This window comes from Xanthomonas sp. LMG 12459, assembly GCF_009192905.1.
GTDB lineage: Bacteria > Pseudomonadota > Gammaproteobacteria > Xanthomonadales > Xanthomonadaceae > Xanthomonas_A > Xanthomonas_A sontii.
The window spans coordinates 32,541-46,349 of record NZ_NSGT01000022.1; the positions used below are offsets into that span (position 1 = coordinate 32,541).

Sequence of the window (13,809 nt, forward strand, 5' to 3'; positions counted from 1 at the left end):
CTAGCGTCCGCCGCGGCAGTAGATTCGCTGCCCCTGCACGCTCAGGAGAGACCGCCATGCACGCTTCCGCTTCCGTTTCCGCCGCTGCTTCGCCGCGCCTTCCCGCCACGGTCGTCAGGTCGCCGCGCGGCTGGGCGCGGACCCTGCGCGCGCTGTTCGCCACCGCCCTGCTCGCGATCGCGCCGATGGCGCTGGCCGGGCCGTACCAGGTGTACGGCAACCAGTACGCCTGGGTGAACAACTTCAACGACCCCAACAACGTCATCCAGGGCACGTTCCACAGCGGCAGCACGCCGAGCATGACCGTGACCTTCAATTTCCCCAACGCCAGTCTGTACGGCTATCCGGCGATCCTGCGCGGCTCGCACTACGGCTTCAATCCCACTGCCGACCGCACCTTCCCGCGGCAGGTCTCGGCGCTGCGGTCGTTGCCGGCGACCTTCGCGTACTCGTCCGGCGGCAGCAACCTGGCCGGCGACTTCGCCTACGACCTGTTCTTCCGCTGGGACAGCACGGTGTCGTCCAGCGCGATTCCGCAGGCCGAAGTGATGATCTGGGGCGGCCACAACTCGTATCCGATCGGCACGCTCACCGCCAGCAACGTCATCAGCGCCGGCGGCTACACCTTCGATCTGTGGGAAGGCATGAACAGCGCCGCCGGCTACTACGTCTACACCTTCATTCCGCACAACACCGCCGGCCAGCCGACCCTGCCGAGCAACGGCAATCTCAACATCGACATCAAACCGTTCCTGAGCTGGCTGCATACGCACCGCGCGCAGGACGGACGCTTCAGCAACGCGATGTACCTGCACGTGGTCGAGGCCGGTTTCGAGGTGGTGCGCGGCAACGGCTGGGCCTGGATCCAGGCCAATATCGGCGCCAACTGACGGCGCCGCATTGGCGCCGCCGTTCCTGCCTGGCTCAGCGCGGCGGCGCCTTGCACAGTGCCGCGTTGTGCCAGGCGGCGCGGGCGATCGGCAGGAACCCGTCGGCATCGCTGGGCGGCAGGCTGTTGCGCACGTCCTCGGCACCGCTGCCGGCGCGTTCCAGCACCGGTGCCAGCGTGCGCAGGCAACCGGCGCGGTCGCCCAGGTGATACTGGGTCAGCGCCAGATCGGTGCGGACCTGCGCGGCGTCCAGCCAGAACAGGGTCTTGCCGCAGCCGTCCAGCAGCGCGGCCAGAGTGCGTTCGGCGTTGGCGTAGTCCTTGGCTTGGTACTGGCGCAGGAAGCGCGCGCGCGTGGCCTCCGCCGCCTCGGGCACGCAGGCCGGCGCGGCGCGTCGGTAGTCGCCTTCGAACCAGGCGCGTGCGCCGCAGTAGTCGCGGCAGGTGTCGGGGGTGAGCGCCTTGACCCGGATGGCGTCGCCCTCGGCGTGCAGGCGGGTGCGGCACAGCGACGCGGGATCGTCGTCGTGCGCGCGGGTGAAGCCGAGTTCGCCCTGCAGCGTGCCGTCCAGCGCACAGGTATGGCCGTTGGCGCCGGTGACGTCGAGCGAGAAGCCCAGACCGTCGGCGTCGCGCGCGACGTCGAGGCGGTCGCCGCCATCGGCGAGATAGACGCCGGGTGTGGGCGGCGCGGCGCCGGCGCCGCAGGCCAGGGCCAGCAGCGCCAGCGGCAGCAGGCGCTGGAGGGACAGCGAACCGCGCATCGGGATGTCTCCGTCGGGCCAGGGGCGCAGCGTAGCAGCGTGGCGACGTCCTCGCCGGCGCGTGTGGCGCGTCTGCCCGCAGTGCCTCACGGCGCGAGCCATTGCACGCTGTCGAAGACGATGCCCGGGCCGAGGAAACCATTGTCCGGCGAGCCCGAGGCGACGTCGATGTCCAGCGTGTTGAGGCCGGCCTGCAGCGCGCTGGCCGGGATGTCGAACAGATAGACGGCGTTGTTGCCGCGGTAGGTGCCGCGGGTGATGCCGCGGCTGTCCGGCTGCTCCGGCCGCGGCGGCACGGGTCCGCTCCAGCGATCGTTCACCCGCAGCTGCGGACGGCCGCCGGCCTGGGTCAGGGTGACGAATAGACGCAGGCGGTAGGCGTGGACCTGCTCGGGCGAGAGCACGAAGGCGATGTGCGTGGGCGTGTTGACGCCGCCCCATTGCGCCGCCGGGAATGCGTCGAGACGGTCGTGGCCCACGCGATAGGTCAGCGGTCCCCATGGCGCCATGCGCCGGTCGGAGGGATGCGCGCTCGCCAGCAACGCGGCGTTGCGGAAACCGGCCGGCGTGCCATCGGGATCGCCGATCTGCCAGATCGCCTGGCCCGGCAGCGGCACCGCGTGCAGGGCGGCCTGCGCGGTGGCCGCGGCTGCGATCTGCACGGTGTCGTGGGCCACCTCCAGCTCGTTCTGGTACAGCGCGATACGGTACGCGCCGGGGCGGATGCCGGCGATGCGGAAGCGGCCGTCGGCATCGGCCCTGGCCCAGTACTGCGCCTGCGCGTTGCGCAGGGCCACCACTGCCGGCTGCCCTGCGTCGATGCCGGAGACCTGGCCGGCCACCGCACCCCGCGCTTCCGCGCCCAGAAAGCCTTGCAAGCCCAGCGACGCGTCGACGAAGCGCAGGTCCGGCGGCACCTGCGCTTCCGCGCCGCCGCGGCTGAACTGCAGCACGTACACCCCGTGCAGGCCGCCGCGGTAGGGTTCGGTCTGGGTGTGGTTGGAGAACATGTAGTTGTACAGCTCGTGGGTGCGCGTGGTCCGCTGCGTGGCGATGTCCTTGAAGAACGGCCCGCCGGCGCTGTGTTCGCGATCGCCCATCCACATCCGCACGGCGGGGCCGGGGCCGCTGACGCCATGCACGCTGTCGTCGATCGCGCGCCGTGCCGAGTAGAACTTGGAGCTGGTGCGGCCGTCCGGCAGCAGGAATAAGTCCTTGCCTTCGATCGCGGTGCCGATGTTGGAATCCGGTTCGCGCTCGGCGTCGGGCAGCTTGGTTGCGTCGAGGCGGGCGATGAAGCGCAGTTCGCCGACCGGCAGCAGGGTCGGCGCATAGGTGGCCAGGTAGAGCGCGTCGCGGCCCTTGCGCGCCATGTAGTACTGCACCAGGTCGCCAGCGCTGGCCGAGACCACGATGGTGTCGCCGACAGTGCGTGCGGCGACGCGGGCGCTGCCCAGGCCCGAGGCGATCTGCGAGTGCTTGGCTTCCGGACTCTCCAGTTCGACGCCGCGGTAGCGCATGGAGACCACGTCGCCGGTGCGGGCGTCCACGCTGAACTGCAAATCGGCGCCGCTGTCGACGACGAAGCGATCGCCGACCCGAGCGACGCCGAAATCGACTGCGTTTGCCAGCACGGGTGCCGCGGCGTACAGGGCGAGGCAGCACAGCAGCAGGCGAAGCAAGCAGGGCATGGCGGCGCGGGCGACGGCAGCGAGGCGCACAGCCTACTGCGCGCGGACGCGGACGCGATGCCGTTTCCGCGCGGCGGTGGGGCAGCGCTCAGGTGCGCATTGCGGGGCGTCGCCACCGGCGGGACGGCATCGTCAGTGCGATGCCGTCCCGGCGTGCTCGACGCGGTTTAGTGCGTGTACGCCTTCGGCAGCGCGCCGTTCTGCTGCATGTAGCGGTCGCGCAGTTCGGTCTGCCGCGAGCGCATCGGGATGGCGCGGCCACCCAGCCAGACCTGTTCGGCGTAATGCGCCACGTCCAGCGGGTCGCCTTCCCACAGCACCAGGTCGGCGAGCTTGCCCGGGGCGATGCTGCCCAGACGGTCGCCCACGCCGAAGGCCTCGGCCGGGACCCGGGTCAGGCCGGCCAGGGCGGCGTCCCACGGCAGCCCGTGCGCGACCGCGTTGCCGGCCAGCTGCCGCTGCTTGCGCGCGTTGTGCGCGCCGTCGCCGCCCTGGGTGAAGCTCACCGCCACGCCGGCGGCGTTGAGGCGTGCGGCGTTCTCCAGGGTGGCGCCGATCTGGTCGAAGCTGGCCGGCAGGTCGTCCAGCGCGTTGACGAACACCGGCACCTGCGCCTTCGCCAGTTCCGGCGCCAGCTTCCAGGCCTCGTCGCCGCCAGCGATGGCGATGCGCACCTTCTCGCGCTGTGCCCAACGCAGCAACTGGCGGATGTCGGCCGCGCGGTTCACCGTCACCACGATGCGGCCCTGGCCGGCGAGGTAGCGCGCCAGTACCGCGCGTCCGGCCGGGGTCAGCAGCGCATGCGGCGAATCAGCGGGCATGCGCCCGCGCGCTTCGGCCACCAACTGGTCGAGCAGCATCCACTGCGCAGCGCGCGACTTGCCGCTCAGTTCCAGCGCATCGCTGCCCAGGTGCAGGTACAGCGCGCGCGGGCCGATCGGGTCGGCGCCGCCGTCCAGGCGCATCACCGCGCCCTGGCCGGCGACGAAGGCGCCGCCGGTGTTGGCGCCGAGCGCGGTGAAGCCGATGCCTTCCACCCGTGCGACCGGGATCAGCACCGATTCGGGGTTGTAGGCCAGGGTCACGTCGAACTCCGGGCGCATCGGCTGGTCGTGCGGCAGGGTCAGCGTGCTGTCGACGGTGGAGGCCTCGCCGGAGACTTCCTCGATGCCGATCTCGGTGATGCCGCCGAACAGCGCCGGGGTCAGCGGCCGGCCCTTGGCCTCGACCACGGCGACGCCGGTCGGCGCGCTCAGGCCGGGGCCGACCGCGCGGATCACGCCGCCCTGGACCAGTACATCGGCATTGGCGAGGGTGCCGCGGGCGCTGGCGGTGTGCACGGTGGCGCCGCGGATCAGCACGTCCTGGGCGAACCCGGGCGCGCTGCCGAGCAGCAGGCAGGCGGCCAGGGCCAGGCGCTGCGCCAGGCGACGGGACGAGAGCAGGGCGCGGCTCATCGGGCAGCCTCCTGGCCGAGCATGAAATCGGAGGTCGGTTGCAGGCGGCGGTCGGCGCGGTCGTAGACCTGCGCGCCGTCGATGTAGACCTTGTCGGCCAGGGCGTAGGAACTGAAGGGGTTGCCGTTCCACAGCACCACGTCGGCCATCTTGCCCGGCTCCAGCGAACCGGTCTGCCTGTCGATGCCCAGCGCCTTGGCCGGGTTGCTGGTCAGCCAGCGGATCGCGCGTTCGGGCGGGATGTCCATGCCGGCACGGCGGCCGGCGGCCATCGCCTTGGCCGCTTCCTGGTTGAGCCGCTGAATGCCTTCCTCCGAATCCGAGTGCACGATCGCGCAGCCGTTGGCGGGGCGGTCGACCAGGGCGATGTTCTCCTGGATGCCGTCGAAGGCCTCCATCTTGAAGCCCCACCAGTCCGCCCACAGCGCGCCGCAGACGTTCTCCTGGGCCAGGCGGTCGGCGATCTTGTAGGCCTCCACGCCATGGTGGAAGGCGGCGATCTTGAAGCCGAACTCCTTGGCCAGGTCGAGCATGGTGGTCATCTCGTCGGCGCGGTAGCAGTGGATGTGCACGCGGATGTCGCCATTGATGGCGCCGGCCAGCGTGTCCAGCTTGAGGTCGCGCTTGCCGCCGCTGTCGCCGCTGCTGTCGTTGTCGCCGTTGCCGCGGCTCCACCAGTGGCGCTTGGGCGGGCTCTTCTGCTTGGGCGCGTTCTTGCGCAGGTATTCGCTGGCGTCGATGAAGGCGGCGCGGTAGCCGGCGACGTTGCCCATGCGCGTGGACGGGCCGCCCTTCTCGCCGTAGACCCGCTTGGGGTTCTCGCCGCAGGCCATCTTCAGGCCCCACGGCGCGCCCGGGAACTTCATCGCCTGGTAGGTGGTGGCCGGCACGTTCTTCAACGTGACGCCGCGGCCGCCGACCAGATTGGCCGAGCCGGGCAGCACCTGCAGCGCGGTGACGCCGCCGGCTAGCGCGGTGCCGAAGCCGGGATCCTGCGGCCAGATCGAATGCTCGGCCCACACGTTCGGGGTCACCGGTGCGGTCGCCTCGTTGCCGTCGCTGTGCGCGCTGACGCCCGGGCTGGGATACACGCCCAGGTGCGAGTGCACGTCGATGATGCCGGGCGTGACCCACTTGCCGTGGCCGTCGATGCGGGTGGCGTTGGCCGGCGCGGCCAGCGCGCGGCCGACCGCCTGCACGCGGCCGTCCTGCAGCAGCACGTCGGCATCGTCCAGGCGCTCGCCGGTGCCGGTGAGCACGGTGGCGTGTTCGATCAGCACCGGCACCGACGCCAGCGCGCGATAGGTGCTGGGATAGGGATCGTCGACAAAACGCGAGGCCGCGGCGGCCGGGCCGCACAACGCCACGCCCAGGCAGGCGAGCAACAGATGACGCATCGAATTTTCCCCGGAAGATGAATCCGGCCCTTGCGGCCGTGCCCGCACGCTAGCCCGAGCCGGCGCGCTTGCCAAGTGCGGGTGCGGCATCGGCACGCCTTGCTGCACCGAATCGCGACGCGGAACCTGTTATGCAGCGCGATTCCCGTCAATGGACACCGCAATGACCGACACCCCCGCGCGCACCGTCGTGGACTTCTGGCGCAGTGCCGGCCGCGAACGCTGGTTCGCCGCCAACGACTCCTTCGACGCCAATGTCCGCCAGCACCTGCTGGAGGCGCATCACGCCGCCGCGCGCGGCGAACGCAGCGACTGGCTGACCGACGCCGAAGGCGCACTGGCGCTGCTGCTGTTGCTCGACCAGGTGCCGCGCAACGTGTTCCGCGGCAGCGCGCACGCCTTCGCCACCGACGGCCTGGCCTGCCGCTATGCCGACCAGGCGCTGGCGGCAGGCTTCGACCAGCAGACCGACGCGGAACTGCGGATGTTCTTCTATTTGCCCTACACGCATGCCGAGGACGCGGCGCGGCAGCGCCAGGCGGTGGAGCTGTTCAGCGCGCTCGGCGATGCGGAGTCGCTGCAGTGGGCGGTGGTGCACGAAGACGTGATCCAGCGCTTCGGTCGTTTCCCGCACCGCAATGTGGCGCTGGGGCGCACGACCACGCCGGAGGAGCAGGCGTTCCTGGATGCGGGTGGGTTTGCTGGTTGAGGGAAGCGGTGCCTGTGCGCTCGCCACTTCATGCGGATGAAGCCACTGGCGCATCGGACCTCATTGCAGTCGGGACTGAAGTCCCTCCCACAGGGAGCGCCGGACTTCGGTGCTGCCGTCAGCACTTGCGCAAGACGCCAGGCGAGTGTGTGCCCAGGGTAGGAGCGTGTGCGTGTGGCGATCGCGGCGCGCGGGCACAAAAAAGGGCGATCGTTCGATCGCCCTTTCGACACGTCCGCACGGGACGCAACCCACGAGGTGCCTGACTCAGTACTTCGGCACGCTGCCGTCCACCTGGTCGGTCCAGGCGTCGATGCCGCCGACCACGTTGTGCACCTTCGTGAAGCCCAGCGAACGGAAGTGCTCGGCCGCCTGCGCGCTGCGGCCGCCGCGGTGGCACAGGAAGGCCAGGGCGGTGTCCTTCGGCAGCGCTTCCAGTTGCGCGCGCTGCTCGCCGTCGAGGGTGCGGAACGGCACATTGACCGCTGCCACCGCGCGCTCTTCCGGCGGACGCACGTCCACCAGGAGCAGGCCGCCGGCGCGTACCTGGTCGTCGGCGTCGCGCGGGCTGAGGTCCTGCACCGGCTTGGGCGCATTGGGGTTGTCGATGGCCAGGCCGCGGCCGCGGATGTCGTCCACCCAGTCGATGGTGATGCCGTCGGCGCGGCGCGCGCTGCCCAGGTCGAACTGCACGCGCAGGCCGTTGGACTCGGCAGCGATGGCGTTGGGATCGGTCGGCGCCAGTTGGAAGTTCGGCTGGAACTGCGCGTCGATCGCCAGCGCCAGGCTCGCGCCCGGGGCGTCGGCCAGCGCGCCGCGCAGCATCTCGGCGGCGGCGTCGGTGATGGTGATCGACGGCGGCGTGCGGTCCGGCGCGGCCACGCCGAGCAGTTCGCTCAGCTCGCCGCTGCCGGCCATCTGCAGGATGATGTCGCTGCCGCCGATCAGCTCGCCGTCCACGTACAGCTGCGGGATGGTCGGCCAGTCGCCGTAGACCTTGATGCCCTCGCGGATGTCCTGGTCGGCCAGCACGTTGACGTGGGCGAAGTCGACGCCGAGCTCGTTCAGCGCGCCCACCGCCTTGGCGGAGAACCCGCACTGCGGCATGCTCGGCTGGCCTTTCATGAACAGCACGACGCGGTTGGAGCTGAGCAGCGTTTCGATACGGGAGCGCAGGGCGGGGTCGAGGGACATGGCAGGCAGTCGTCGCAGAGTCGGACCGGTCATTCTACGCCGCATGGCATCATGGGGCATGACAGTTCCGGAAACGCTGCATCGCATCCCGCGCCACCCCTACCGCTGGCTGCCCTGGGCGCTGGCCTCGCAGGCGCTGGTGGCGGGGCTGTGGTGGGCATATGGCTGGCCAGTCGGCCTGCCGGCGCTGCTGCTGTCGCACGCCGCGCTGGTGTTGCCGGTGTTCCTGCCGCGGGCGCGGCTGTACGCGCCGGTGCTGGATCGCCTGCCCGGCAGCGCGCCGCGGGTGTGGCTGACCATCGACGACGGCCCCTCCGACGACACCGTGGCGATCCTGGACCTGCTCGACCGCCACCAGGCCAAGGCCACGTTCTTCCTGGTCGGTGCCCGCGCCGCCGCGCGCCCGCAACTGGTACGCGAGATCCTGCGCCGCGGCCACGGCATCGGCAACCACAGCCAGCACCATCCGCAGGCGTGGTTCTGGGCGCTGGGGCCACGGCGCATGGCGCAGGAAATCGGCCAGGCGCAGCAGACCCTGGCCGCGATCGCCGGCACTGCGCCGCGCTGGTACCGCTCGGTGGTGGGCATGACCAACCCTTTCGTCGCCGCACCGCTGCGCCAGCACGGCCTCACCCGGGTGGCCTGGAGCGCGCGCGGCTTCGATGGCGTGCGCTGCGACCCCGCGATCACCGTCGCGCGCATCGCCCGCGATCTGCGCCCCGGCGCCATCGTGCTGCTGCACGAGGGCGCGGCGCACGGGCACAATCCGGCGATCGTGGAGGGGGTGTTGCAGGCGTTGCAGGCGCGCGGGCTGGAGACGATCCGCCCGACCTGAGGCTGGACGCGCTTCCCCGCTTGCTCTGTGGCGTGGTGCCGATGCGCATACGCTGCGGCGGCCGTGTGCATGCACGGGGCGGCATGCCGACAGGCTCCCGAGGGGTATCTGTCGCTCGCTGCACGGAGTGGTCGGCGCATGCGGCGAAGGCATGACCATCCGGCGTGTGCAGATGTAGTGCAGGCAGCATGGCGCAAGGCCCGGCTGCGCTTTCATCTGGTGCGCTTGTAACTGCGCACCTCCCAGCCGTCTCGCAGGCGAGTGACGAAGCAGTCGTAGCCTGCCGCGTGCTGCGCGTCGAAGTACTGGTGCATCTCGGTGCGGTCCGCGAAGACGCGTCGCACGTCCGCGGTCTGGCGCCGCGACGGTGAGCGAATAGCCGCAGCGATCCCTCGCAATGTCGCCAGTAGTGGCGCAACATCCATGTGTCCCTCTGCCGAGTCCGTGGCTGGTCGGGCGGACTATCGCACACCTGAAAACCGTCCGCCAGGAACCGCCAGAGGCCGTCTTTCGCGCACTGCAGCCTTCAGTGCATGGGAGGCCATCTCCATGCCGCTGTGCGGCGGCATGGCAGCTTGCAGCGGGGAACGCGCCGACGCGGAGGACGCTCGCTGTCGCGCGCGCTGGGCCACGATCGGCGAGAAGGTCGTGCAGACCGGGAGTTCGCGCGACAGCTGCGACGTCAACGCGGCTCCGCCACGATCAGCCAGTTGTTGAACGGCGTGTTGCCGTACAGCGGCGCGAAGCTGGCGCGCAGGCCGGCGGCGTCGAGCTGGGCCTGCAGGCTGTCGCGGGTGGGGTAGGCCTTGGGCAGTTCCTGCATCCAGCCGGCCAGGTGCGCGAGCACGTCGGTGATGCGGCTGGTGCGGCCGCGGCCGCTGGCATCGCCCAGGCCGCTGCGGATCACCAGCTTGGCGCCGGGCGTGAGCATGCGCGCCACGCTGCGGATCAGGTTGGACTGCATGTCGCGGTCCAGGTACTGCAGCACGTCCAGGATCGCGACGCTGCCGTGGTGCTCGGGCCAGGACTGGCCCAGGTCGACCACCGCGAAATGCGTGTCCTGCAGCCCGTTGCGGGCGGCGATGGCGCCGGCGCGGCGGATCTTGGCCGCGTCGATGTCCACGCCGTGGTAGCGCTGGCGCTGGCCGTCGGCGCGCAGCGCGTGCGCGAGCAGGCCCAGCCCGCAACCCAGGTCCAGCACCGGCGCGTCGGTGCCGCGCAGCGCGGCGAGCACGCCGGGGTAGAGCGGATCGGTGCGCAGCTTGGTGCGCGTGTAGTAGTAGTCGTAGCGGTTGCCAAGCGGATGCGTGGGCAGGAAGGCGCGGGCGATGGCCAGGGCCTGCGGGCGGGTCATGGGCTGGGTGGTGCTGGCGTCGCGCAATGTCGGTCCTTGGCAGCGGGCGTACGCCAGCTAGGCTAACGCATCGCGAGCCGCCGGCAACAGCCGCGCGGTCCAGCGCGCATACATCGCCGCCGACGGATGCAGCCCGTCCGCGGCCAGCATCGACGGATCGCCGCCGCCATCGCGGCTGCAGCCGGTGATGTCGACGAAGCGCACCGCGCGCGCGGCGCAGCAGGCCTGCGCGGCGGCGTTGAAGGCGTCGATCTGCGCGGCGATGCGCGCCGGATCGTGTGCGGGCGGCTGTGCGAACGCGGTCACGCCCCAGTCCGGGATCGACACCGCCAGCACCCGCTGCGGCCGCGCGTCGGCGAAACCGATCGCACGCTGCAGCAGCGCGTCGAACTGCGCGCGATAGTCGTCGAGCGGATAGCCGCGGTACTGGTTGTTGACGCCGATCAGCAGCGTCACCAGGTCGAAGGGTCCCCGCGGCGCGGCCGTGTCGATGCCGGCGTCCAGTTCGTCGGTGGTCCAGCCGGTGGTAGCGACGATCTGCGGATCGGCCAGGGCGATGCCGTCGCGGCGCAACGCCGCGGCCAGCTGCATCGGCCAGCGTCCGTCGGCGTCCACGCCTTCGCCGATGCTGTAGGAATCGCCCAGCGCCAGGTAGCGCAGCGGTGTGTGCTCGGGCGTGGCGAAACTACCTTTGCTCATCTAAGCGGAACCGGCAGCTGCCATATCACCGGGATACGCGCTCCAGGAACGGCGCACGCTTAGCCATTCCCGATTCCCGATTCCCGATTCGCCAGTCCCCACTCACCGCCCCACAGCCGCCCGCGGCTTCAGCGGCACCACCTTGGTGACGTCCTCGGCGCGGCGCGCCAGCACGCGGTCGATGCGCGCGAACACCTCGCGCATCGTCGCCGCCTCCGGCAGCAGGGTGACGCGGAAATGGTGCCGGTAGGGCACGTTGAAGCTGGAGCCGGGCACCACCAGCACGCCTTCCTGTTCCATCAATTCCAGGGCGAAGGCGTGGTCGTCGAACCCGCGCGCGGCGGCGCCGACCACGGCCGGGAACGCGTACAGCGCGCCGGCCGGCTGCACCAGCGACAGGTGCTCGCTGGCCGCGCACGCCTCGAGCACCGCGCGGCGCGTTTCGTACAGGCGTCCACCCGGGGCGCACAGCGGCGAGATCGTGTCCGGGCCGTTGACCGCGGCATCGATGGCGAACTGGCCGGGGACGTTGGCGCACAGGCGCAGCGCGCCGAGCAGGTCCATGGCGTTGCGGAAATCGCCGACGCGCTCGGCGTCGCCCGACAGCAGCGCCCAGCCCACGCGCCAGCCGCAGGCGCGGTGCACCTTGCTCAGGCCGCCGAAGCTGATGCACGGATGCGCGCCGGCCAGTGGTGCCACCGACACGAATTCCGCGTCGTCGTACAGCACCTGGTCGTAGATCTCGTCGACCATCAGCAGCAGGTTGTGCTTGACCGCGATGGCGACGATCTTCTCCAGCAGCGCCCGCGAGTAGCTGGCGCCGCTGGGGTTGTTCGGGTTGATCAGCACGATGGCGCGGGTGCGCGAGGACACCAGCGTCTCGATCTCCACCGGGTCGGGCTGGAACCCGTTCTCCGGCGCGCAGCGGTAGTACACCGGGCGACCGTCGTTGAGGATGGTGGCGGCCGACCACAGCGGGTAGTCGGGCGAGGGCACCAGCACTTCGTCGCCGGGGTTGAGCAGCGCACGCAGCGACAGGTCGATCAGCTCGCTGACGCCGTTGCCGACGAAGATGCGGTCCGGGTGCGCGTCCGGATGCTGGCGCCGGGCGTAGGCCGCGGCGATCGCCTCGCGCGCCTCCGGCAGGCCCTGCTGGTGGGTATAGGGATCGGTGCGGCCCATGTCGTCGGCGATCGCGCGCTGCAGGTGCTCGGGCGCACGGAAGCCGAACGCGCCGGGATTGCCGATGTTGAGCTTGATCAGTTTGCGCCCCTGGGCCTCCAGCTCGCGGGCTCGCCGTGCCAGTTCGCCGCGGATCTCGTAGCGGACTTCGGACAGGCGTTCGCGGATCGCGAGCGGCTTGATCGGCAGGGTGGGCATCGCATTGGCCGGTGGGGCGTGGGACCTGCATGGTAGCGGAAATGTGACACCGCGGCGGGGCGGTGGGGCGCCGTGGTGGCGGGTCGTCTACGGCGCCCGGCCGCCACGCTTGGCGCTGCGACGGGCGTGGCGCGATGGCTGGCCCGTGTGGCGGCCACACACGCGTGGCGCGGATCATGCGCCGCTGCTGGCGACTCCCGGGACGCCGCCTGCGGCGCGGGCCAACCACGCAAGGCGCCGCCCTGCGCGTGTCCCAGTGGCCGCCCTGCGCTCACCTCCGGGCCCGGCACACCCTCTAGAATCCACCCATGACCTCCTCCCCGATCGACTTCGACGCGTTGCGCCTCATCGGCTGGCCCTGGCCCGGATTGCCCGAGGAGCCGGCCTGGCGCGCGCTGTTCGACGCGCATCCGCAGGCGCGGCCGGCGCGGGTGGTGGAGCAGCACCGCACCGGCTATGTGGTCGCCGATGCGGTGGACACAGGATTCAAGGTCGAATCGCTGCCGGACTGGCAGCGGCCGCGCTTTCCCAGCCACGAGCGCGCCGCGGTCGGCGATTGGGTATTGCTGGAGGACACGCGCATCGTCGCGCTGCTGCCGCGGCGCACCGCGATCAAGCGCGGCGCCGCCGGCGAGCACTACCACCAGCAGGTGATCGCGGCCAACATCGACACGGTGTTCATCGTCTGCGGCCTGGATGCGGACTTCAATCCGCGCCGGATCGAGCGCTATCTGCTGCTGGTGGGCGGCGGCGGTGCGGCGCCGGTGGTGGTGCTGACCAAGGCCGACCTCACCGAGTACGCCGACGACGCGCTGGCGGTGCTGGAGGAACTGGCGGCGCAGTCGATCCCGCTGCTCACGGTCAACGCCCGCCAGGCCGACAGTGTCGACGCGCTGCGGCCGTGGCTGGGGCCGGGGCAGACCGCGGTGCTGGTCGGCTCGTCCGGTGCCGGCAAGTCCACCCTGACCAACACCTTGCTCGGCGTGCAGAAGATGCGTACCGCGGCGGTGCGCGCCACCGACTCGCGCGGCCGCCACACCACCACCCATCGCGCGCTGCTGCCGCTGCCGTCCGGCGCCTGCCTGATCGACACCCCGGGCATGCGCGAACTCAAGCCCACCGGCGAGGAAGACCTGGCCGAGGGCGGCTTCGCCGACATCGAGGCGCTGGCCGCGCAGTGCCGCTTCAACGACTGCGCGCACCAGGCCGAACCGGGCTGTGCGGTGCAGGCGGCGATCGAGCGCGGCGAGATCGAGGAGGCGCGCTTGGCCAATTACCTGAAGCTGCGCGACGAGGTCGCCGGCGCCGCCGGCAAGCTGGCGCAGCGCCAGGCGCAGAACGCGGCCGCCGGCCGCAGCGGCAAGCCCAGCGGTAGCAAGCCAAGTGGTGGCAAACCTGGCGGCAAGCGTCCGCCACCGCGCACCCTGCGCCGCTGACGCC

At 71.2% G+C, this 13,809-nt stretch carries 12 protein-coding genes; 4 read left to right on the plus strand and 8 right to left on the minus strand.

Translation table 11 applies throughout. The features are described from left to right. The first annotated feature begins 56 nt into the window (after positions 1-56). Positions 57-890, plus strand: coding sequence for a cellulase (locus CEK65_RS04880; RefSeq protein WP_026144748.1), 834 nt, complete (start codon positions 57-59; stop codon positions 888-890). Between the two features lie 34 nt (positions 891-924). Here the strand turns inward: CEK65_RS04880 and CEK65_RS04885 are convergent, their stop codons facing one another. The 4 genes from CEK65_RS04885 to CEK65_RS04900 form a co-directional block, all read right to left on the minus strand. Then, positions 925-1,653: a hypothetical protein gene (locus tag CEK65_RS04885; RefSeq protein ID WP_152180959.1), complete on the minus strand. Its 729-nt coding sequence runs from the start codon at positions 1,651-1,653 to the stop codon at positions 925-927. An 86-nt stretch (positions 1,654-1,739) separates the two neighbouring features. Further along, positions 1,740-3,344, minus strand: a complete 1,605-nt coding sequence (locus tag CEK65_RS04890; protein ID WP_152180960.1) for a rhamnogalacturonan lyase B N-terminal domain-containing protein — start codon at positions 3,342-3,344, stop codon at positions 1,740-1,742. A gap of 167 nt (positions 3,345-3,511) precedes the next feature. Further along, positions 3,512-4,801 (minus strand): amidohydrolase family protein, encoded by a 1,290-nt coding sequence (locus tag CEK65_RS04895; protein WP_152180961.1) that lies wholly within the window; start codon positions 4,799-4,801, stop codon positions 3,512-3,514. Then, positions 4,798-6,198 (minus strand): amidohydrolase, encoded by a 1,401-nt coding sequence (locus CEK65_RS04900; RefSeq protein ID WP_017913208.1) that lies wholly within the window; start codon positions 6,196-6,198, stop codon positions 4,798-4,800. Before CEK65_RS04900 ends, CEK65_RS04895 begins: the two co-directional genes overlap by 4 nt. Positions 6,199-6,361: 163 nt before the next feature. Between CEK65_RS04900 and CEK65_RS04905 the strand changes: the two genes are divergently transcribed. After that, positions 6,362-6,907 (plus strand): DUF924 family protein, encoded by a 546-nt coding sequence (locus CEK65_RS04905; protein WP_152180962.1) that lies wholly within the window; start codon positions 6,362-6,364, stop codon positions 6,905-6,907. Between the two features lie 267 nt (positions 6,908-7,174). Here CEK65_RS04905 and grxD read toward each other — a convergent pair whose 3' ends face one another. Then, entirely contained in the window at positions 7,175-8,101 is a 927-nt protein-coding gene (gene grxD, locus CEK65_RS04910) for a Grx4 family monothiol glutaredoxin (RefSeq protein ID WP_043094779.1), read from the minus strand. A 43-nt stretch (positions 8,102-8,144) separates the two neighbouring features. Here grxD and CEK65_RS04915 point away from each other — a divergent pair, with 43 nt between their 5' ends. Continuing rightward, complete coding sequence (locus tag CEK65_RS04915; RefSeq protein WP_193314695.1) at positions 8,145-8,936, plus strand: polysaccharide deacetylase family protein; 792 nt, start codon at positions 8,145-8,147, stop codon at positions 8,934-8,936. A 682-nt stretch (positions 8,937-9,618) separates the two neighbouring features. Here the strand turns inward: CEK65_RS04915 and CEK65_RS04925 are convergent. From CEK65_RS04925 to CEK65_RS04935, 3 genes are all read right to left on the minus strand, one after another. Next, on the minus strand, positions 9,619-10,290 hold the full coding sequence (locus CEK65_RS04925; protein WP_017910897.1) for a methyltransferase domain-containing protein: 672 nt from the start codon (positions 10,288-10,290) through the stop codon (positions 9,619-9,621). 57 nt (positions 10,291-10,347) lie between these two features. Then, on the minus strand, positions 10,348-10,989 hold the full coding sequence (locus CEK65_RS04930; protein WP_152180964.1) for an SGNH/GDSL hydrolase family protein: 642 nt from the start codon (positions 10,987-10,989) through the stop codon (positions 10,348-10,350). A 102-nt stretch (positions 10,990-11,091) separates the two neighbouring features. Then, positions 11,092-12,369 carry a pyridoxal phosphate-dependent aminotransferase gene (locus tag CEK65_RS04935; RefSeq protein WP_152180965.1) on the minus strand — a complete coding sequence of 426 codons (1,278 nt, stop codon included), beginning with the start codon at positions 12,367-12,369 and terminating at the stop codon, positions 11,092-11,094. A gap of 308 nt (positions 12,370-12,677) precedes the next feature. Here CEK65_RS04935 and rsgA point away from each other — a divergent pair, with 308 nt between their 5' ends. Beyond that, positions 12,678-13,805, plus strand: a complete 1,128-nt coding sequence (rsgA, locus tag CEK65_RS04940; RefSeq protein WP_152180966.1) for a ribosome small subunit-dependent GTPase A — start codon at positions 12,678-12,680, stop codon at positions 13,803-13,805. The last annotated feature ends 4 nt before the right edge of the window (positions 13,806-13,809 follow it).

Bases quoted from the DNA above. Each gene is read 5' to 3' on its own strand.
- CEK65_RS04880 (WP_026144748.1), top strand. From the start codon at position 57: ATGCACGCTTCCGCTTCCGTTTCCGCCGCTGCTTCGCCGCGCCTTCCC.
- CEK65_RS04885 (WP_152180959.1), bottom strand. From the start codon at position 1,653: ATGCGCGGTTCGCTGTCCCTCCAGCGCCTGCTGCCGCTGGCGCTGCTG.
- CEK65_RS04890 (WP_152180960.1), bottom strand. From the start codon at position 3,344: ATGCCCTGCTTGCTTCGCCTGCTGCTGTGCTGCCTCGCCCTGTACGCC.
- CEK65_RS04895 (WP_152180961.1), bottom strand. From the start codon at position 4,801: ATGAGCCGCGCCCTGCTCTCGTCCCGTCGCCTGGCGCAGCGCCTGGCC.
- CEK65_RS04900 (WP_017913208.1), bottom strand. From the start codon at position 6,198: ATGCGTCATCTGTTGCTCGCCTGCCTGGGCGTGGCGTTGTGCGGCCCG.
- CEK65_RS04905 (WP_152180962.1), top strand. From the start codon at position 6,362: ATGACCGACACCCCCGCGCGCACCGTCGTGGACTTCTGGCGCAGTGCC.
- grxD (WP_043094779.1), bottom strand. From the start codon at position 8,101: ATGTCCCTCGACCCCGCCCTGCGCTCCCGTATCGAAACGCTGCTCAGC.
- CEK65_RS04915 (WP_193314695.1), top strand. From the start codon at position 8,145: ATGGCATCATGGGGCATGACAGTTCCGGAAACGCTGCATCGCATCCCG.
- CEK65_RS04925 (WP_017910897.1), bottom strand. From the start codon at position 10,290: ATGACCCGCCCGCAGGCCCTGGCCATCGCCCGCGCCTTCCTGCCCACG.
- CEK65_RS04930 (WP_152180964.1), bottom strand. From the start codon at position 10,989: ATGAGCAAAGGTAGTTTCGCCACGCCCGAGCACACACCGCTGCGCTAC.
- CEK65_RS04935 (WP_152180965.1), bottom strand. From the start codon at position 12,369: ATGCCCACCCTGCCGATCAAGCCGCTCGCGATCCGCGAACGCCTGTCC.
- rsgA (WP_152180966.1), top strand. From the start codon at position 12,678: ATGACCTCCTCCCCGATCGACTTCGACGCGTTGCGCCTCATCGGCTGG.